This is a genomic window from Paraburkholderia sp. SARCC-3016 (assembly GCF_031119615.1).
Taxonomy (GTDB): Bacteria; Pseudomonadota; Gammaproteobacteria; order Burkholderiales; family Burkholderiaceae; genus Paraburkholderia.
This window is the reverse complement of sequence record NZ_JAVHZD010000046.1, coordinates 13,133-31,416: the sequence shown is the minus strand read 5'-3', so window position 1 is coordinate 31,416 and position 18,284 is coordinate 13,133. Positions and strand designations below refer to the sequence as shown.

The 18,284-nt window shown below is 59.4% G+C and carries 28 protein-coding genes; 7 read left to right on the top strand and 21 right to left on the bottom strand.

Features of this window, described 5'->3' with window-relative positions:
* Window positions 1–17: 17 nt before the first annotated feature.
* The 13 genes from QYH69_RS32340 to QYH69_RS32280 all read right to left on the bottom strand — a co-directional run bounded on the left by QYH69_RS32340 (window position 18) and on the right by QYH69_RS32280 (window position 7,106).
* The gene (locus QYH69_RS32340; protein ID WP_308835744.1) at window positions 18–272 is read right to left on the bottom strand and encodes a hypothetical protein; all 255 of its coding nucleotides are present in this window, start codon (window positions 270–272) and stop codon (window positions 18–20) included.
* Window positions 273–278: 6 nt separating this feature from the next.
* Window positions 279–1,313, bottom strand: a complete 1,035-nt coding sequence (locus tag QYH69_RS32335) for a hypothetical protein (RefSeq protein ID WP_308835743.1) — start codon at window positions 1,311–1,313, stop codon at window positions 279–281.
* 118 nt (window positions 1,314–1,431) lie between these two features.
* The gene (locus QYH69_RS32330) at window positions 1,432–1,659 is read right to left on the bottom strand and encodes a hypothetical protein (protein WP_308835742.1); all 228 of its coding nucleotides are present in this window, start codon (window positions 1,657–1,659) and stop codon (window positions 1,432–1,434) included.
* Window positions 1,656–1,934 carry a hypothetical protein gene (locus QYH69_RS32325; protein ID WP_308835741.1) on the bottom strand — a complete coding sequence of 93 codons (279 nt, stop codon included), beginning with the start codon at window positions 1,932–1,934 and terminating at the stop codon, window positions 1,656–1,658. Before QYH69_RS32325 ends, QYH69_RS32330 begins: the two co-directional genes overlap by 4 nt.
* 92 nt (window positions 1,935–2,026) lie before the next feature.
* Window positions 2,027–2,317 carry a KTSC domain-containing protein gene (locus QYH69_RS32320; RefSeq protein WP_308835740.1) on the bottom strand — a complete coding sequence of 97 codons (291 nt, stop codon included), beginning with the start codon at window positions 2,315–2,317 and terminating at the stop codon, window positions 2,027–2,029.
* A 31-nt stretch (window positions 2,318–2,348) separates the two neighbouring features.
* Entirely contained in the window at window positions 2,349–2,552 is a 204-nt protein-coding gene (locus tag QYH69_RS32315; RefSeq protein WP_308835739.1) for a hypothetical protein, read from the bottom strand.
* A complete protein-coding gene (locus QYH69_RS32310; protein WP_308835738.1) occupies window positions 2,549–3,166 on the bottom strand; it encodes a hypothetical protein in 618 nt (205 codons plus the stop codon). Before QYH69_RS32310 ends, QYH69_RS32315 begins: the two co-directional genes overlap by 4 nt.
* Before the next feature lie 32 nt (window positions 3,167–3,198).
* Window positions 3,199–3,666 carry a hypothetical protein gene (locus tag QYH69_RS32305; RefSeq protein WP_308835737.1) on the bottom strand — a complete coding sequence of 156 codons (468 nt, stop codon included), beginning with the start codon at window positions 3,664–3,666 and terminating at the stop codon, window positions 3,199–3,201.
* Window positions 3,663–4,829: a hypothetical protein gene (locus tag QYH69_RS32300; RefSeq protein WP_308835736.1), complete on the bottom strand. Its 1,167-nt coding sequence runs from the start codon at window positions 4,827–4,829 to the stop codon at window positions 3,663–3,665. The genes QYH69_RS32305 and QYH69_RS32300 overlap by 4 nt, the downstream gene beginning before the upstream one ends.
* Entirely contained in the window at window positions 4,826–5,257 is a 432-nt protein-coding gene (locus QYH69_RS32295; protein ID WP_308835735.1) for a hypothetical protein, read from the bottom strand. The genes QYH69_RS32300 and QYH69_RS32295 overlap by 4 nt, the downstream gene beginning before the upstream one ends.
* Before the next feature lie 759 nt (window positions 5,258–6,016).
* The gene (locus tag QYH69_RS32290; protein WP_308835734.1) at window positions 6,017–6,427 is read right to left on the bottom strand and encodes a hypothetical protein; all 411 of its coding nucleotides are present in this window, start codon (window positions 6,425–6,427) and stop codon (window positions 6,017–6,019) included.
* A gap of 12 nt (window positions 6,428–6,439) precedes the next feature.
* Window positions 6,440–6,739 carry a hypothetical protein gene (locus QYH69_RS32285; protein WP_308835733.1) on the bottom strand — a complete coding sequence of 100 codons (300 nt, stop codon included), beginning with the start codon at window positions 6,737–6,739 and terminating at the stop codon, window positions 6,440–6,442.
* Between the two features lie 184 nt (window positions 6,740–6,923).
* A complete protein-coding gene (locus QYH69_RS32280; RefSeq protein ID WP_308835732.1) occupies window positions 6,924–7,106 on the bottom strand; it encodes a hypothetical protein in 183 nt (60 codons plus the stop codon).
* Window positions 7,107–7,240: 134 nt separating this feature from the next.
* Here QYH69_RS32280 and QYH69_RS32275 point away from each other — a divergent pair, with 134 nt between their 5' ends.
* Both QYH69_RS32275 and QYH69_RS32270 read left to right on the top strand, forming a co-directional pair.
* On the top strand, window positions 7,241–8,062 hold the full coding sequence (locus QYH69_RS32275; RefSeq protein ID WP_308835731.1) for an AbiJ-NTD4 domain-containing protein: 822 nt from the start codon (window positions 7,241–7,243) through the stop codon (window positions 8,060–8,062).
* A gap of 36 nt (window positions 8,063–8,098) precedes the next feature.
* Window positions 8,099–8,887 carry a hypothetical protein gene (locus QYH69_RS32270; protein WP_308835730.1) on the top strand — a complete coding sequence of 263 codons (789 nt, stop codon included), beginning with the start codon at window positions 8,099–8,101 and terminating at the stop codon, window positions 8,885–8,887.
* On the opposite strand, the gene QYH69_RS32265 is transcribed toward QYH69_RS32270, so the two are convergent.
* On the bottom strand, window positions 8,879–9,559 hold the full coding sequence (locus tag QYH69_RS32265) for an SOS response-associated peptidase family protein (RefSeq protein WP_308835729.1): 681 nt from the start codon (window positions 9,557–9,559) through the stop codon (window positions 8,879–8,881). The two genes, QYH69_RS32270 and QYH69_RS32265, sit on opposite strands and share 9 nt — an antisense overlap.
* A 101-nt stretch (window positions 9,560–9,660) precedes the next feature.
* Between QYH69_RS32265 and QYH69_RS32260 the strand changes: the two genes are divergently transcribed.
* Entirely contained in the window at window positions 9,661–9,873 is a 213-nt protein-coding gene (locus QYH69_RS32260; RefSeq protein ID WP_308835728.1) for a hypothetical protein, read from the top strand.
* On the opposite strand, the gene ligD is transcribed toward QYH69_RS32260, so the two are convergent.
* Window positions 9,870–11,759 (bottom strand): DNA ligase D, encoded by a 1,890-nt coding sequence (gene ligD / locus QYH69_RS32255; RefSeq protein ID WP_374992547.1) that lies wholly within the window; start codon window positions 11,757–11,759, stop codon window positions 9,870–9,872. The two genes, QYH69_RS32260 and ligD, sit on opposite strands and share 4 nt — an antisense overlap.
* Window positions 11,760–11,938: 179 nt before the next feature.
* Here ligD and QYH69_RS32250 point away from each other — a divergent pair, with 179 nt between their 5' ends.
* Both QYH69_RS32250 and QYH69_RS32245 read left to right on the top strand, forming a co-directional pair.
* Window positions 11,939–12,223 carry a hypothetical protein gene (locus tag QYH69_RS32250; protein WP_308835726.1) on the top strand — a complete coding sequence of 95 codons (285 nt, stop codon included), beginning with the start codon at window positions 11,939–11,941 and terminating at the stop codon, window positions 12,221–12,223.
* An 8-nt stretch (window positions 12,224–12,231) separates the two neighbouring features.
* Window positions 12,232–12,594 (top strand): phage protein NinX family protein, encoded by a 363-nt coding sequence (locus QYH69_RS32245; protein ID WP_308835725.1) that lies wholly within the window; start codon window positions 12,232–12,234, stop codon window positions 12,592–12,594.
* Between the two features lie 36 nt (window positions 12,595–12,630).
* On the opposite strand, the gene QYH69_RS32240 is transcribed toward QYH69_RS32245, so the two are convergent.
* The 4 genes from QYH69_RS32240 to QYH69_RS32225 all read right to left on the bottom strand — a co-directional run bounded on the left by QYH69_RS32240 (window position 12,631) and on the right by QYH69_RS32225 (window position 16,634).
* The gene (locus QYH69_RS32240; RefSeq protein ID WP_308835724.1) at window positions 12,631–13,008 is read right to left on the bottom strand and encodes a DUF3775 domain-containing protein; all 378 of its coding nucleotides are present in this window, start codon (window positions 13,006–13,008) and stop codon (window positions 12,631–12,633) included.
* A 187-nt stretch (window positions 13,009–13,195) separates the two neighbouring features.
* The gene (locus QYH69_RS32235) at window positions 13,196–13,768 is read right to left on the bottom strand and encodes a hypothetical protein (RefSeq protein WP_308835723.1); all 573 of its coding nucleotides are present in this window, start codon (window positions 13,766–13,768) and stop codon (window positions 13,196–13,198) included.
* 170 nt (window positions 13,769–13,938) lie between these two features.
* Window positions 13,939–15,459: a hypothetical protein gene (locus QYH69_RS32230; RefSeq protein ID WP_308835722.1), complete on the bottom strand. Its 1,521-nt coding sequence runs from the start codon at window positions 15,457–15,459 to the stop codon at window positions 13,939–13,941.
* Entirely contained in the window at window positions 15,459–16,634 is a 1,176-nt protein-coding gene (locus QYH69_RS32225; protein ID WP_308835721.1) for a terminase small subunit, read from the bottom strand. Before QYH69_RS32225 ends, QYH69_RS32230 begins: the two co-directional genes overlap by 1 nt.
* A gap of 142 nt (window positions 16,635–16,776) precedes the next feature.
* Between QYH69_RS32225 and QYH69_RS32220 the strand changes: the two genes are divergently transcribed.
* Together QYH69_RS32220 and QYH69_RS32215 are read left to right on the top strand one after the other, a co-directional pair.
* The gene (locus tag QYH69_RS32220; RefSeq protein ID WP_308835720.1) at window positions 16,777–17,073 is read left to right on the top strand and encodes a type II toxin-antitoxin system RelE/ParE family toxin; all 297 of its coding nucleotides are present in this window, start codon (window positions 16,777–16,779) and stop codon (window positions 17,071–17,073) included.
* Between the two features lie 47 nt (window positions 17,074–17,120).
* Complete coding sequence (locus QYH69_RS32215; protein ID WP_308835719.1) at window positions 17,121–17,408, top strand: addiction module antidote protein; 288 nt, start codon at window positions 17,121–17,123, stop codon at window positions 17,406–17,408.
* 7 nt (window positions 17,409–17,415) lie between these two features.
* Here QYH69_RS32215 and QYH69_RS32210 read toward each other — a convergent pair whose 3' ends face one another.
* A complete protein-coding gene (locus tag QYH69_RS32210) occupies window positions 17,416–17,658 on the bottom strand; it encodes a hypothetical protein (protein WP_308835718.1) in 243 nt (80 codons plus the stop codon).
* A gap of 88 nt (window positions 17,659–17,746) precedes the next feature.
* Complete coding sequence (locus QYH69_RS32205) at window positions 17,747–18,253, bottom strand: hypothetical protein (protein WP_308835717.1); 507 nt, start codon at window positions 18,251–18,253, stop codon at window positions 17,747–17,749.
* Window positions 18,254–18,284 lie beyond the last annotated feature (31 nt).

Below are 18,284 nucleotides of genomic sequence, written 5' to 3'. Positions count from 1 at the left end.
ATAGTTGTGCAGCGGGTTCAGAATGGCGGGCAGTCACATTTGCTCGGCCACTGTTTGCAGTCGTGATAGCGGCGCGGCACCCAGCCGAACAGCAGCCAGCGCCGACAGAACTCGACGAACCGGCGGTGACGCGTCTCGCCAACCATGTCCGCATAACTCACGTCGGCTGTATGGCAGCGCGTGCACTGTGTGAGCCATGCGTCGTACTCGAAGTCGTAATGCGATTCCTTGTCTGGATCGCAACCGAACCACCAGCAGATCAGGCGCTTCATGGGTGTCTATTCCTGTTGGGGGCAGATGGTTAGTGATCGCTGCAAAAAGCAGATCATCGTGATGGCCCGCGTGTTACGATGGGTCATGCCGCTGTTCACGCAGCAGCGGCTCATGCCATCCGGAGTTCCGCCTGTAGCGGCGCGCTGAATTCGCATAAGCGATACAAACCTGCGCCACCCACGGAGATAGGCATGAACAGCCGCACAATGCATATTGGCGGACTCACCTTTTCGATCACGGCACTTCACCTTGACGATGGCGGCTATACGACGACGGTCGTCGAAAGCAGCGTCCGGCATCCACATCAAGGCGCCGAGACAGTCAAACGCGAAGCTCAGCTGCGGCACGCGACAATGACTGAAGCGCTCGACGCTGGAGAATCGATTATTCGCTCCAGACTTCGTCGGAAGTCTCGATAGATCCATAACGACGGCTTTCTTGCCGCTCGCCCGCGGGTATTCGAAGCGCGGGCAGCCTTCCAACAGGAAACGAAACCTCTCGTGTACCGAATGATCGAGTACCGGGGATTCGAGATCCATGTCGATTTGGCCGACAGCATCCGGGATCTCTACGACGTCGCCTTTCAAATCAAGGACGGCGACCATCTTGTCATGAGCGGCAAAAGCGGTGCGCGTGTCGTTCTTCGTAACGGCCCGTTCACACGTCGGTGGGGCTACCTGATCGCCGAAATCGCAGGACAGGCAGCTATTGATGTACTCCTCGGCCCTGAGAATGACAATGAAGATGACTGAAACATCAATGCCTGTGTTCGCGGACTTTACATCGCGATCTTTTCGGAGTGCGGCATGACGATGCGAACCATTCGCGCGGGCGACTATGTCTTTACCGTGAAGGCCGTGATGCTTTTCGGGGGCGGCTATGCCACGAAAATCACGGCGACGGACCTCGCCGGTCAGGAGGGCGGAACCGAAACGGATCACCATCAACCGGAGCTGAAGCATGCGAGCGCAGAAGATGCGTTGCGGCACGGCGTACTGCAGGTCAAAGCGATGATCAAGCAGCTGGCAAGTTGAATTCATGCATCACCGCCGAAACGCCTGAACTCTTCGACCCAGACCCAAGGGTTGCCAGAACGGGTCATCGGACGGACTGAGCGTTGCAAGGCTCGCACCTGCTCGTTGGTGAGACAGAGCGCTTTCACGCTGGTTGGCCAGCAATCGGCTTGCAGTGGGACACCTTTACGCAGCCGCGTTTCCCTTTGAGCCAAACAACGGCCGTGTGCTCGCCGAGCACTTCGGCCTCGCTCTCGGTTTGGTAGCGAATTGGCTCGCCAATACCGATGACTTCCGAGAACTCGACCGTGTCGCCGATCTCCACAACCGCGTTGAAGTCGTAGACTTCCTTGTAGGGGTTGGACGTCTTCATGCGTTGCCCACCTTTAGTGGTCGAACGGCTTCGAAACCCTTCGCGCCAGAGCTGGGATTGTGGGTCGCGCGATACACCACGCCATCGATCTCGACCGACTGCCCAACCGCCGTCAGGGCGTCGACGAGCGCGCGCTCAGCAGTCTTTTGCGCCTCGACCGCGCGATCGTAGTTGCCCTTAGCCTGGTGATACGGGAAGGCGCGGATACGCACCAACGCATCCGCCTCCTTCTTTTCGCGCAGGGCTTTCGCCACTTTTTCCAGGGCCGTGCTCATGCGGCACCCACCGGTATTATGTTCATCGTCACCTCAAGATGTTGTATCGAGGCTCATAGTAGCCATATACGGCTACACACGCAAGCGCAAAATTACACGGCTGAGTCGGCGACGTTCTCCGCTGGTTCGACGATCCTCGTGCACGGGTATTCCAGCCGCGCCTTGATCTTCGCGCCAAAATACGCGCCGATGGAAGCGGCGTTGCGGAACTCGCCAAACGTCTCGGCAGTCACGTTCGCGTAGTGGTACAGCCCGGCCGGCCCTTTCTTATTTTTGAATCGGATCGCGAGGGTGAGGGTGGGGGTGTGGTGCCCGATGCTGTGGATTTGCGACGACTGGACTTCGGTCATCGTGATGAGGGCTTGAATGTGCAGTGCATCCATCGATTCTCTCCAGTGTGGTGGGGTGCGTCGGTTATGCAGTTACGGATGGCGACTTGACCTCGATGGCCACAGTCACTTCGTTGAGGAAGTGATCAGCCATCGATTTCGCTTCTTCTCGCGTGAGCCCGTAAATCACTAAATCGCCTTCCGAGCGCCGGATGCGAATACCTGGCTGATCATTCACTTCGAGATTGCCGATCTCGATGAACTCGCCACTGCCGCTGATGGTCGTCATGCCGGCTCCGTCGCGAGATCAGGTCGCTTCTTCGCGAGCTTATGTTGCGCAACGACGATGTCCCATTCCTCCTGCTCGATGCGCCGGCAACCTTCGAATTTGGGCTTGAATGACTTCGCCGGCTCATTAATCGTCTGGCCGCGCGCTTCGGCTTCTGCGACTGCCGTGGGAACGTCAGGGAGCCACATCGCATACGGCCCGTTCGGGCTCGGATACAGGAAACCGCACTCGTTGAACGGGTTACCGATCGACTGCCATCCGCTGCCGTCCTTGTACGCGTACTCGATGGACAGTGGGATATCGAAGGCGTCAGCGATAACGGACGTCGGCCTTGCGTAGCCTTTCTGAGCGTCGAAGCGATCTTTCCATGCCGTGCGCGCCTTTGGGAATGAAATGCCCTTGCGATCGGGCTTTTTGAAGTCGGGATGCAGGTCCCCCTTAAAACGAACACCGAGGAGGACGCCATCCATGTTGCTGACGTAAATGTCCTCGGCACCCAACTCTCGCGCCAAAGCGTTGCGTTCTCGAATGACGCGTTGCCGTTCCTCGATATGGTGCTTGACGAGTTCGAGCGCTTTGCCGCCCTCGATCATAAAAATCAGATTCCCTGCCATAGTTTCCTCGTGGGTTGAATTGAAGCCGCGCGTTAAACGGTCGAATCTGCAGAGGCGGGAAACTTCAGTGCATCGCGATATGCCGCCAACAATCGATCGACACTCGAGCGGATCTCGCTCTCGTCGACGCGGCTGATGCCGACTAGCGGGAAGCGCACAACGATTCGCGGGACGCCTTCGTGTGTCTCGGGCAACGGCTCGCCACGCATGATCGCGAGTGCCTTGTTCGTCAGGTATTCCGCGTAATTGCAGAGTTCCATGCGCTCGTTGAAGGTCGAGACAAGGCCGTGTCCTTCTTCGGCGTAAGCCCAAGCTGCGTGAGCTTCGGCCGCCTGCAGCAGCAACGGCGCCGCGCACGACAGGCGAGCGTCCGCTTCGGTGCCGCAAAAGTCGGCCTGGTAGTGAGGGCCGGTTTTCGGGTCGCCGCGCGATATCCAGATAGATCCGTCTTTGCGGACGCCATATGTCCACGGGCCCGGAGTAAGCATCGCTTCCTTCACGCTGCCTCCTTTAGGCGCGGCGCGCCACGATATTCAGGCTGAGGCTCGGTCGCCGGCGGTGAAACGACGTTCGCGAGCAACGCCTTCCAAACGGTCGCCGTATTGCGCAACGCTGGGCCCGGCGCACCGTCGTATTCGCCTGGGCGCGTGAGAGTCGCCAGTCGCTCGACCGTCTCGGCGTCGACAGCGATGTTGCCGGTGCCGCCGCTGTTGTAGTAGCCGGGGCTCTTGAGGACATGGCTGACGCTGTACTTGCCCGCGTGCGTGAGGCGCGCGTAATAGCCAGCGTCGCACGGACCCCAGACGGTGATGTAGCGGTTCTTGCGCTGCGTGTGGTGCAAGCTGATCACATACGCGCCGCCATCCGCCGGCATGAGTTGATCGCGAAGGCTTGCAATCTTGCGCAAGTCTGCCGCGTCAACTGCGCGCTCCATCGCGCGGTACACCGCCTTGAGCCTCGCGTGAGAATCGAAGTGGCGGCCGGTGAATTCGACGATGTCTGAGCGGTGGCGCAGTTCGCGGCAGGAGAGGTTGCGCACTGAGCCGCACGGCAGGAGCACCCGCCACATGTTGTTGATGTTGTGATACGCAACGCCGCGCTTCCACCGGCCGCCGTCGACGAAGTAGACCGTATCGCGGTGCGCGATCGTTGCACCCGTGGCTGACTTCGAATTGCTGGCCGGCGGCGACTCATCGTACATGTCTCGATGATGGAAGTCCGACAGTTCCGCGCGGCGGTGCGTGATGTAGTCCATGCCGGTGCGCTTGATATCGCGCTGGAACAGATAACCGCAGCCCGCGAACATGACGGCGATCTTGTCTCGTTCGAGCTCGTATTGCTTGCCGATCAGGTAGGGCATGCGGGCGCGCTTATCGAAATCGTAGCGGCCACCGTGACGGTTCTTGAACACGACGTTCTGATAGAACTCGATCTTGACAGTGCGCTCCCACGTTTCGACGTGCGCCTGCAGGTCGCCTTTGCGCGCCTCGTGGTAGTTCTCGCGAATACACTCGCTAACCGTCATGTCGTGCTCGACGGTGAAGCCACGCGCGCGCAGGTGGGCGAGCAGCGCCCGCGCCGCGTGGGACACCCGGGCGTCATCTTGAGCGTCCGCCCACAGCGAAAGGTTCGTGTCGTGCTCTTTGAGGATGATGGGTTTCATGCTGCACCCGTCGCCTTGGCAATCACCGCTTCGCGCTCATGCGCGCGTGTAGCGCCATCGGTGATCAGCGCTGCGCGCTCGTTGATTTCGGACCATTGGGCCTGCTGGTCGGTCGTCATCAGGCTCAGCGCGTTGCGGATGATCCGGTGCGCGGCCTGAAGTTCGGCGAGCAATTCGGGGGCGGCCGCTCGAAGTTTGGCGTTTGCCAGTTGCCGCGCGTTCGCTGCAATGGCGTCTTCGCGCTGGTCGACGTCCCGAAAGCCGCGCGCGGACATGACGTCGTCGATCGACTTCTGTCCACTACCGTATGCGCTGCGGCTTTCAATCGATACCTCATCGCCGTTTGCTGCGATGATCGCGAGCTTGAACGGCCAATGCGTTTCTTCGTGCAGATGCCACGGGCCGGGGCTGTGCTTTGCCTCGCTCATTTCATTCCCTTCGTGAAGTGCGCCACGTCGTCACGCGTGCGCGACTTGGCGGTGTGTTTCGGTATCGCCACGGTTTTCTCCGGTGTGGGTTGATGTGGGCGCAAGCAGTTCCGCCGCGAGCTCGTGAAGCAAATGGTCCGTCAGCGCGCCCGCACCACCCAGCGCTAGTCGCTGCAGTTCAAATAGGGCTTGAGCGGCGCGTGACATGTCATGTTCCTAGTAGCGAAACGCGGCGCTCGGCGCGGCAAACGGCTCGAAATGGTCATCGCGCTTCGGATCAAAGCGCTCAGTCGATCCGGCCGGCAGCAACCGCGGCGCGTCGATGCAATAGGCGGCATCCGGGTAGAACTGGGAGTTAAACCCGCACCGCGCCATGACACTCGTTTCGCTGCAACGAACCGGGCCGAGTGTGTCGTGAAAATGAAGCATGACGATCAGCCGAAGACCCGATGCAGGCAATAGATGCCGTCGAGCACCAGCGCGGTGAATGTCACTGCACTACACAGCAACCCGGCGCTGAGGCCGAACGTCTCAATCAAATAGTCCATGACTGCGTCTCCTGGTTGCCGCAGCGCGGCGGTTGAACATCAATGGAGAGTCAGCGAGCGCAACGCAGCGAGAACCGCCCGCGCGCTCCACTCCATGCGGCCGAAACGCTTGATCGCGACCTTGACGCGGTGCGATCCGTATCGGCTCATCCGTGCGAGCCGATTTGCCGCTCGCGCTTCGTCTCTTTCCTGGCGCTTCGACATCGCGTTGTTACTGCGCGACCGGTGTCGGTTGTTTCGCCAAAAAGTTGCGCACGCGCGCGAGCCAGCGCTCTTTGTCGCTCAGGAGGTCCGCATTAGGAGGATTGAGCGACGAATGAAAGGTGGCCGAACAAAACAGTTGCTGCGCGTCCATGCGATCAATCCCCAAGACCTCAGCCAGCGCGCCGTAGTTGCGCGCCCCTTTGGTCCGCGGCATGCCATCCTCACCAGCCTGAAGCCCGAGCGCGTGGAACTTCGGATGCATGGCGAGCCAGCCACCGGCGCATGCGATCGTGCCGCACTCATTGGCCGTATTACCGCCGCTGCGCCACAAGCACAGATCGAAGCGGCTTTCAGGAATGCCCGCGATGATCGCGTACGCGTCGCGCAACAGGGGGAACGATTCGGTTTTCTTTTGCATGATGGCTCCGGGTTATTGCTTAAAGGTCTTCATGGCTCGCGCTGCAGCGATTGCGATCATTTGAGTCGGGTCGCGATAGCATTCGCGGTCGATAGCCGCCACAAGGTCGCCGTACCGAAACGGGCGCTCGATCCCATCCATCGTCACACTCCAGAGATCAGCAAAGCCCTGCGCGTATCCGATCTCGAAGGGGCGCTCCCCACTGGCAACGCCGTCCGTCCACACGTGGCACGGCGAGACGCCGCTGAATGCTTCCGCATGCGCCACGGTTGCGGAGACTGCGATAAGCGCGGCAGTCAGGATTCGTTTCACCTGAGTTTCCGTTCGTGATTGCCGATCAGGTTGCAGTAGCCCTTAAAGCCTCTCCACATCCCGTCGACTATTGCGTTCAAATACGTCGCCCGCTCAGGAACAGGGTGCTTCGCAAAGAGCGGGAGCGGCACTCCTTCCTCTTCATGAGCCCAACTTTCGAACTGCTCCTGCAGGGCGTCCACGGTTATTCGCCGAGGTCACGCATTGCGTGCAGCATCGTGCCGCCGCTTACGGCGAAGCGCGATGCTGCGACCGTGTGGTCGTCGTCGGCCGGAGTGCAAAGCTGGCACAGATCACCGAAGTCATCGATGACATAGGACTGCGACGGCTGCGGAGTGATGCCTGAAGCGATGTGAACGAGCGTCATGATGTGCTCCGTGTCATAGATGAGCTTATAATAGCCATATACGCATAGACGCGCAAGGCTAAATTTTCACCTCCGGGGGCGGACTCGATGAACCGGATAAAATGCGACCTTGGCTGACTGGGACGGCCGCACAGATGGAGGGGAAGGTGCTATTTAGTCAAAGAATTGGGGTGACGCCGCTGCCCGAGGCGCTCAGACCCGCGGCAATGCCGCCTGCATTACGGAATTCGCTTTGGAATGCGTTTGACGGATGGCGTCGGAGAAAAGGCCTGCATTCAACGTTTCTGAACCCTCTGTGGGAGAACTATTGGAAACTGCCGCGCGACGCGATGCCATTGCAGCGCTTCGGAGGTGAGAAAGTCGGCTACGACAAAGCATGGGCCTTCGTCCGAGAGCAGTATTTCGCGATGAAATGGTTCGAAGTCTATGATTTCCTGGACTTCTTTATTGGCCAGATTAAGGATACTGAAGCATTGGCTGATGCGGTGAACGACGTGCTGAAGACGGAATTGGCCGCGTATCGCGTGGTCGGGCGCCAGTTGGTCCCCATAACCGATCCGATGGAGGTGCAGGCGCTTGAGGAGGCCCTGTCTGATCGCGGAAAGTTCTCCAATGCAAGTGAGCATTTGGGAATGGCACTCGCGCACCTGTCGAGCCGGACAAACCCCGACTACCGAAACTCAATCAAAGAATCGATTTCAGCCGTCGAAGCCGTGGCGAAGGTTCTCAGCGGCAAAGACAAGGCGGAACTCGGTGATGCCTTGGCGGCGCTGGAGAAAGAGGGAAAGCTCCACGGCGCACTGAAGCGGGGCTATACGGCACTGTACGGTTATACCAGCGATGCCAACGGTATCCGGCACGCCTTGATGGAAGAAGAGAACCTCAATTCCGACGACGCCAAGTTTTTCCTGCTGGCATGCACATCGTTCGTCAACTATCTCAAAACAATCGCGTGACACAGCGCGCTAGTTGTTGCGTTGAGGGATGCCTGCATGAAAAATGAACAACTCACGAAGGTGACTTTGCCTAAGGATGCATGGGCAGAGTTGGACAACGAAACGCAGTTCGCGATCCTGCTTTTGGGCCACATATTCAATGAGATTGTGACGCTCGAGAAACTGTTGGTCGCGACGCACCCTCATGACCAACAGACCAGAATCGAGCGGTCTGGCTCAGTTAGCCAATCGACGCTTCTACAGCGCATACTCGTTGGCAAGCTGTATGAGGCGAAAGCGAGTCTGAGCTCAAAGATTATTAACCGGTTCCTGAAAGACAAATGCTTTCCGCACATGCAGGAAGGAGAGGGGGAGGCGCTGTTGAAGGACTTCCATCGATCAATCGGCGCATGCCAGTGGCTTCCGGACGCGAGGAACAAACACAGCCTTCACTATCCGACGATGGGGGTATGGGAGCCACTTATCAACGGAATGAGGGTGCAGAAAGAGGCCTTCAAGTTCATCATGGGATCGCGGGACGGCGACCTGTTGTATGAAACCGCCGACAACATCGCCAACATGTCATTCTTTGCTAATGCCGGCGGTGGTGATTGGAAAAGTGGCGTAGATATTGCCTTCACGGAGATCAGGGCGATATCAAAGAAGCTGCATGAACTTATAACGGTCTCGATTGACGCCTTTTTCACGGCCTATGGGTCCAGGAAGCTACCGGCCTCCAAAAGATTAAAACTCAAGCAAGCCGAAACGTTTTCGACTCCACGGTTATTAACCTTCAAAATTCCGTATTTTTTCGACCTGCGCGGGTCGATCGATGATTCAGAGTAGGTCGGGCTGATTCGGCGCCGACGCGCGGGTTACTGGCCGACGCGGGGGCAATGGATATGCCTCGGCGCGCATGTCGTCGGCCGGGAAAAGGTTGAGGAACGACCGGGCCTCGTCAGTGCTCGAGCATCCAAGCCAATCTGCGTATCCCTCGCGCGGCACGATGACCACCGATCGCTTCTCGTCGCCCGGCCGGTGAAACCGCCTCATGAGCGGATGCTCGTTGGAGTTGACGGTCAGCATGGTAAAGGACAGCGCTTCCCCCTCTGGCTCATCCCACGCGCGCCACAAGCCGGCGATCGCGAATGGTGAACTATCGGCCATACCGATCTTCCAGCGCACCGCTTTGCCGGTCTCATAGTTCGGTTCGAAGAACGATTTGCACGGGATGAGGCAGAGCCGCAGGCGGTTCCAGGACCCGCTGAAGCTTCGCCGTTCGGCGACCGTCTCAGCTCTCGCGTTCATCGTGTCAAAGACCTTCACGTTCGGCGGAATGTGCTTGCGCGGCACGATGCCGAACGTGGCCGGATCCGTGCTGTAACCCTCGGCGCCGCGGCGGAAGATGGGCGCAGTGTAGTCCTTATAGATCTCACGCTTATAGTCGAAATCGGCGAGCGGAAAGATGTCGAATGAGTCCGGCTCGTCGCGATGCGTCGGTTCGTAGCTCGTGCACATAAACGTGTCTCCTTTGTAAGGCGGTCATAATAAACGACCACCCAGCGGTGGCACCGGGATTGCTCTGCGTAAGTGGCTAGGAACGGCCCAAGGAGACGGAAATGGCAGATCAATTCAAGCCCGGCGAGATCGTCAAGATTTCAGGTATCTACGCGGTGGTGCAAGAAGACGGCGGCGACACCTTCGAGGTCACTTGCGTCGAAGGCGAGCACTTCCCACCAACGCGCAGCGGAAAGGGCGCGCACTTCGAATTGAAACATGAGGCGACCCACGCCCACAGGCACGGAGAACTGAAAGGCACGGAGAGTCGCTAACGCCTCATTCCCACGGAGCGGCGCATGGCAGCGGTTATTGCCTGCCTCGTGCGCCAGTAATCCTCCCACGGGTCGGGGCGCCTCTGTTGATGAGCGATGGCGGCACCCATGGACCACTGATCGCCTCTCTTTACGTCGGCCAATTCCACCCAAGAGACCGGCATCGATACGCCGAGTCCCGGTCGGGCACGCACCGAAAATGGCGCAACGGTGCTCGCGCCCCGACCGTTACGCAGGTAATCGATGAAAATCTTTCTCACCCGGTTTTTGGGACCCAGAACCGCTGAGAAACGGTCGGGAACGACGCGCGCCATGTGTTGCGCGACCGCCTGTGCGAACGCCTTGGCGTCGTCCCAGGAATGTCGGCGCGTGAGCGGCACGACGACATGAAAGCCCTTGCCGCCGCTCGTCTTCGGGAACGACCGCAGACCGAGCTCCTCGAGCACGACGCGCAACAGCGACGCCGCCTCAAGCATAGAGGACCATGGCAGTGCCGGGTCCGGGTCGAGGTCAAAGATGATCCGATCGGGATGTTCGAGATCAGGCGCGGCGGCGTTCCAGGTGTGCAGTTCGACGACGCCCATCTGCGCGAGGCCGACGAGTGCCTCTACCGTGTTGGCCACAAGCAGCGGAGGGTGCCGCGGATTCAGTTCGGGCGGTAGCTGGCGGATGCCGGGGATACGCGCACGCTCGGAGTGCTTCTGGAAGAACAACTCACCCGCGATGCCGTCCGGTGCGCGGACAAGCGCTAGCGGCCGTTCATGTAGATGCGGCAATGCCCATTCGGCGATCGCTTCGTAGTATCGAACTATGTCCAGCTTCGTGCGGCCAGTCGACGGGTCCACTATTCGATCAGGGTGCGAGATTTTCACTCCGCTCAACACGGGCGATCCGCGTCGCGTGGCGGAGCGACTGGAATCCACGTCGACGCTGTCGGACTTGCCCATCTGTACCACCGGTTCTCTCGTCACCGCGCTAGCGGGCTTATCTTCCCGGAAGGCATGAAAAGAGGTGCTGCGAAGTTCGCCGCCCGGCGTTCGCTCCAGAAACGTTACTTCGACCACAACCTCTGGCATTAGCCAGACGATGTCGCGATCAGCTTCGCGCTTAGGTGGATTTGAGAAGGGCGAATCGGTCTGGGCGAGCGTGGCCACGCGTGCCTGAAATTCCTTTTCCCGCTTGCCTGTCAAGTATGGCCTGACACTGCCCTCATAGTGCAGCGAGCCGTCCGGTTCATGCACGCCGAGCAGCAACGAAATAACGCTCGATTTCGAGCCCCTGTCGCGGGTGATGCCGCCCACCACGAATTCTTGCCGAAGATTGCACTTGAGCTTGATCCAGTCATTCGAGCGGCCAGATCGATATGGCGAGTCTGCGCGCTTGCCGATGATCCCCTCGAGTCTCATCTTGCACGCTGATGCGATAAGCGAATGCGGATCCTGTGCGAAGTCTTCCGAAAACCGCACTAGCGGACTCTCGACCGATTCCATCAGTTCTCTGAGCAACCGGCGCCGCTCCTGCAGTGGCTGATCTCTAAGATCCGTATCGCCCATCCATATCAGATCGAACACAAACAGGACGATGTTAGCGGTGCTGCGACGGTCGAAGGCGTTCTGCAGGGCGTTGAAGTTGGGACGGCCGTCCGTGTCGAGCACAACCGCCTCACCGTCGAGCCAGGTATCCGATGGTAACGCCATGAGCGCATCGCGTAGCTTAGGCATGCGATCGGACCAATCGTGACCGTTGCGGGTGAGAAGCTGAACGACGTCGCCGGTCTTGCGGACCATGACGCGGTAGCCATCGAACTTGATCTCGTACGACCATTGACCGCGCGCCGGCGGCCGGTCGACCAAGGTGGCAAGCTGTGGCTCTATTGCGGACGGCATAGCGCCCGGCGCCCCCTTCACCGTTGGTCTTCTGCCACGCGATGCGGAACTCCAGCGGCTCGCCATCACAAGACCCTCCCGACCATGCTTCCGCAGTGATCATGCCCGATATTCGCAAGCTTTCGGACTGGCCGAGCTTGGCTATATACTGTACATCCATACAGGTACGGTGACGAGCAATGACGCCCGACGACTTTCCTATCGTGATGGACAGGGAACTGCGAGAGCTATGGCGGGAGCACAGGAACATCGACGTGCGGCGCCTCATTCTCGAGGTTCATCGTGCGCGTGAAGTCCACAGAATTTGCCACGCAGCAGCGCACTCGGCCCATTACGCGCTCGGAGAGAAGCAGCACGATCAAGCTCGCGTGTTCGTGCAAAAGGTGCTCGACTGCATCGGCAATGAGAAGGTGCGCCTTGGCGCGATGGGCGGTATTCCGGTTCAAAGGCCAATTAAACGATAGGAGGCAGAATGCTTGTTGCAGACCTGGAAGGACCACTTCTGGACTATTGGGTTGGCCGTGCGATGGGCTTGGAGAGGTTGACGTTCGATCCGCGCGGCACGACATATATCGACCGCGCGTTCGATATTGACGTTCGCGCGCGCTACGCTCCTTCGACGGCCTGGGATCAGGGCGGTCCCGTCATCGACGCCTTGAAGATCAGTGTCTTTTTCGAACCTGACTCGGCGGCAGACGAACCGGCTGGGACGTGGACGGCATACGTACAGCCGGATAAGGAGAGGGCGTTCTGGGGCCCAAAGGCGCTAGTTGCAGCGATGCGCGCGGCCGTGGACTGGAAGTTCGGCGATCAAGTGCCCGACACCGCAGCATAGCGGCCGTGCGGGAAGATGCTGGAGCGCGGGCAGCGATCAATCAATGTGGCCGCGCTCCAGTGCCGCCGGCAAATATTTCGACAATGGCATCCCGAACACATACGACACCGAGCCCTCGCCATAGATACTTTCAGCATGCGCGCGTACAGCGCTGAATGTAGCGCCAGGCTCGGCCACGCCGTCGCCGCGGCCCCACCATGCAAGCGCCATCACGGTGATGATTTCGTCCTTCGCAAGCTCGTCTAATGCTTCGAGGATGGCCGGCTTCTCTCTGCTGAGCAAATCCTTCATCATTTCGTTGCCGGACTTACCTGGGAAGGTAACTCCGTCAGGATATTTGTCCCGCTGGGCTTGCCGATACTCGGCGTCAAGTTCGACGAGTTTGTCAATGATGTCGTACATTTCGGGCTTCATGGCGTTATTCCCACAAGAGAACGAAGCGGACCATGCTAGCCATATGTGGTGACTTCTGCAAGCCGATCATGATTGCTCTCACGGCGCCTGTCATTTAATCCACCGTTACACGCACATGAACCGCGGCGCGCCTAACCAGAGCGACTCTTGAGGCAGCTTTACGATGGTCTGAAGGGTCGTTGAGCGATTAGCGCTGCGCCGGATACCGAGGCGCGTACGATGGTTCGTTAGCCTTCTGCTCTTGGGCAGTGTGCCGAATGACATGCGGCACCGCCGCTGTCAGAAATGCGAGGACCGAGAGCACGAAGTCCGCGCGCAAATTTCCTGTGCCGAAAGAGATCACTTCGCCAGGTGCTTTCTCGGTCAACTCCATGCGGCGCTTTGCCATCGGCTCGAATTTCGAGTCCATCGACGAAAGCTTGTCGACCAGCTGTCCCAGTAGTTTGACTTGGCGTTCATCGAGAGACGTTCCGTCTCTATGTGCTAGTTCGTTGCGAATCTTATTGACCTGCTTTGCTACTGCCGCAAAAGGCAGCGGAAAGCCGAACGCCACCGCAAAGGCCAGCTTACGGGAAAACTCCCTCGGCTCTTGCACGTATTCGGTGACAGGCGCTTTAAGCTTCATGGAAAGAAAAACAACAAGCAACTGTTCAACTTGCAGATGTAATCGCAGCACGCAGCCGATTTCGTCATCAGTCTCAGTGGCAGCGATAATCGTGCGTGCGCTCAAGAGATTTCGGAGGTCGAGGTCAATCTTCATTGGTTCTTCGGACATCGTTGGCTCAGCAGTGTTGATGGTTTGGCGTCGTTGGGTATTCGAGCGGCTAGGGCGCGTCGTCGATTCCGTCGGTGTATCCGCAGTCGAAATGCATATCCCCGTTAGGCACGATGACGCGATGCTAGTGAGGTGTGGTTACTTTTGCAAGACACCTATGCGTCCGCGAATTCGTCTTCTGCGTCGGCGCGGGCGGATTTCACGCGGTCGTCGGCTAGGGTCAGTCCAGACGCTTCATCCATGATGTAGTGCGCGTCTTCGAGGAACGCCATACAGATCGTGTCCCAAAGGTCAGGGGAGGGGATGTTTTCGTCCTTCAGCATGTCCTGCTTGGACATAATGTGCCACTCGCCCTTGTCGCCGAAGAAGAAGGGGATGCGCGAGCCTTGGTCGACGAGGTGTTTCTTGTATTTGTCGATGAACGTGATACGGCCATCTTTCACGGCCTCGGCCGCGTGCACTGAACACTGAGCCCGCAGGTTGATGAAGCGCTCCTTGTTGCGGGTCAGGAAACACCGCTTGCCCCAGTTCACGTCGATCACGTTCGGTACATTGAGCTTGCGAAGCTTTTTCGCGAACTGCACACCCTGGCCGCCGACGTCGACGAGCACCGTCACGTTGGAGATGTGCAACGCGATGTCGCGCACGCGGCCTGCGATCTCATCCCAATCGAGCGTATTGTCGAACACGGGAATGTCGAGCACGTCGATGCGCCGCGGCTGCGCGTCCAGCCGGTCGCCGCTTCCCGACACTCGCATGTGAGTGCAAACCGTCTTGTCGCGATAGACGCCCGCGGCAACGTCGATGACGAGCAAATTTCCGTACGGCTCGGTATTCGCGATGACGGGCGCCACACCGATGCGGCGCTCGATCTGGGAACGGCTCAGCAAATACTTGTCGCTGTATTCCGGGAACAGACCCATCACCTTGATTTGATACTCGGGGCTGTCGCGGCCGCCGTACTCGAGCAGCTTGTTCAGGATGAACGTGTCCGAGACGAGGGGTGATTCCTCGCTGTTGAACGTCATCGCGTTCCACGGGCCACCTTGCTCCGTGGAAAGGGTCGTTTGCGTCTCTCGGAAGAAGCCGGCCGTACGCGTCGGCTGAGACGCGATGACCATGCGGTTGCGCTCGTCGGTCAGTGCGCCGCCGATCGTCCCGAAGTTCTCGTCCGGCACGCCAGATGCCTCGTCGACCACCCACAGCAGGAACCGGTTGTGCGTGCCGGCCAGAGCCTCCGGATTGCCTTGCTTGGCGACGCGCGTGGTGATGAACCATTCCATCTTTGCCTTGCGCACATACACGCGCTCGGCCTCGACGATGAAGTGCTGCGCCAGCCACTTGAAGGGCCCTTTGCTCAGCGCCGTCTTGATCTTCGATAGCTCCTGCCATACACCTTCCTGCAGCGTCTTGAGCTTCGGAGCGTGCAGGTATGTGTTCGAGCCGACGAAGCAGAGCAGGTGCCACGCGCAGATCGCACCGAAGCCATATGTTTTGCCGGTACCGTGACCGGACGAGATCGACGTGCGCGAGCCGAACGGCGACACGCTGTCGTACATCTCGATTTGCTGATGGCTCGGGCTCGACCCCAGAACTTCAATGACGAAGCGGGTCAAGTCTCCGGAGTAGCGATCGACAAAGGCGGGATACCGCGGGTCTTCCGACAGGATGGCCATTACTCACCGCCGCCGACCACCTTCAGCCGGTCCCCGCGCCCCTTGAACTCCAATGCGCGAGCCCGGGCCAGTTCCATTTCCCGGTCGTAGGTGGCTTCGAGTTCGGCCGTTGATGCAACCGACACATCGATTTCGACCTTCTCCTTGAACATACCGAGGTGCCGCGCGACGCTGTCCAGCGCCTTCATCTGGTCGTGCGTCTTGAGCTCGATTCCCTCTTTGCCTTCCTTCACGCCGGCGTAGAGCAGGCGAGCGACGGCGGACGCCCGGCGCGTGTCGTGGATGTGCACGTAGCCATGGCCGTCACCGTGGCACTTCGGGCAGTCGGGATTCGGCGCGCGGCTCTTCATAAAGCCGAAGCCGCCCGAGCCGTCGGGCGGCTCGCGATGGAACTTCTCGCCCGCATCCCTAGCCTTGTCTTCGTCGCGTCGGTGCCGCACCACGGCAGCCATGTATTCTTCTTCGTCAATCCATTGGTAGCCGTACGCGGCTCCCCAACAGTGCCGGCAGTTGTCGCGACGGTATTCGACGAGTTCGTTCGGATCGGCGGTGGCGATGGCCCACCAGCGCTTCAGCACCATCTCCTGCGTGATTTCGAGCTTTTCTTGCACGACCGCCTGCCGAGCGGCGATATATGCCTGCACCTTTAAATTTCTTAATAGCTGCGACGCCGCCGCTTCGGCGGAGTTTCCTGTGCCGCTATACCCAGCTTTTTTGTAAGCATCCGTCGCGTTCAGGCTGATCAGATAGAAGTCGGCGAACCGGCGTTGCCTCGGATTGAGACCATCCGCCGCATCTTGGACGACCTCGCTCGCATCGTCGGCCGGCGACTGGCGCCCACTGCCGTCGAAAGGAGGGAGCTGAGCCATGGCGCGCTCCGGTACCGGTGATTCAACGACCGGTGTTTCAGGTTCGGCTGTATCGGCATCGGCGCGCTGCGCACCATCCTTCACCCAGCCGTTCCGCTTCGCGTACGTTGCGCATGCACCTTTCGAGGGGACAGGAATACCGAGACGCTCGCCGACGATCTTGACCGCCGCGGCGTAACTCATCGTCGGGTGACCGGCCCACGCTCTTCGGATTACCTCCCAAAGATCGGGCGAGTAGCGCGTTCCTTTGCCGTCGCCTTGGCCGCTCGGCTCGTCGTTGTTTGGGGCGGAATCGTGGATGCTCATGCGAACATGTTCGCGCGGCGGTGTACATGTTCATGCCGCTATTTTCCGAAGCTGAACATGTTCGTGCACATGCTTGCCTTATCGTATCCTATGGGATACACTTGTTCAACGGTCAGCCAAACGACGAAGCGAACACAAGCCGATGAACACGATCAACAGCACCGCCGAATTCGACGAATGGGTAGACAGCCTGTCCGACCTCAAAGCGCGTGCGGCCGTCTTCGTTCGGGTCAGGCGTGCCGAGTTGGGGAATTTCGGCGACAGTAAGCCGCTCGAAGAAGGAGTATCAGAGATGCGGATCGACGTAGGGCCCGGCTATCGCGTCTATTACGCGCGCGAGGGGCGCGTCGTGTATCTGTTGCTGTGTGGTGGCGACAAGTCCACACAGAAGGCGGATATCAAGCGCGCCGTCAAGATGTGGAAGCAGATCCGGCAATAGTCCGGGCCGGTGTGGTACAGAACGATCGCTTAAAGAAGGAGCGAGCTATGGGCAAGATTGCAGTATCACGTTTCGACGTGGCGGAACACCTTGATAGCGAGGAAATGATCGCGGCATACATCAATGCAGCGCTCGAAGAGGGCGATGTCAATGTGTTGATGGCCGCGATCGGTGACGTGGCGAAGGCGCGCGGCATGAGCAAGGTAGCGGCGGATGCGGGCGTCGGCCGCGAAAGCCTGTACAAAACCCTCTCGGGCGACACGAAGCCGAAAGCCGAAACGGTCTTCAAGCTATTGGCGGCGCTGGGGGTGAAGCTTCACGCTACGGCTGCCTGACGGTGCATCAGTTTTTTTCGTCATCCGCGGCCTCGCGTGCGATGTGCAGCAGCCCTTGAGCGATGACCACGTTCGCATTGCTCGCGACGTCGACCGCGCCGTTCTTGAGCATCATGAGGGGCATGTGCGCGGCGATCTTCTCCCACTCGTGCAGCAACGCCTGAGGATTCGGGTGAGTGCGGAACAGAACACTGAGCGCGGCGACGATTGCGGGCGTAGCGTCGGCGCCATCGGCTTGCGGAAGGTCCATCTGAGGCTCCTTTCTTGAAGATCGCCTCAGTGAGTGTATTCCACTTATGCGCCCGACGCGTCGATGAAAGAAGGGTCTCGCAACGCGGCTAATTTGAGTCGCGTTTGATAGCCATTCGAGCGCGTTTCGATCCGCGCAGCGGTAGTCGCGGCAATTCACCCGTGTATTTCCTCGCCGTGCGCGCGAGGGCGCGGACGCTCTCCATGTGCTCCGGCTGATATACGTCGTGCCGCACGCCATCGATGAGCACGCTGAACTCGCCCACCAGCCAATACAGGTCTCTCATGCAGGTGAGTTCCCATCGAGGCGACCACCATGCGCGCTGCCGTGCTACGCCCATGAGGTGCCGGTTCACCCACGCGCGCCAGCGAGCCGGATCGGTCTCGGTGATGTGCAGGCGACGGACATAGCGCTCGAGCACGGCCGTGGCGTAGTAGCGCGCCGTGCGCCGGCTTGCGATGCGGCAGTGAAGGCAGCCACGCATTAGCACAAGCCGGGTGGCGTCCTGCATATCGAGCGGAAGACGCTGAAAGACGTGGACGCTCGGGTAGGTGTCGACCGGCATCAGCGGCGACCAATCGTCACTTGCCGACATTCTCTGGCCGTATCGGTCTAACTTGGCCCGT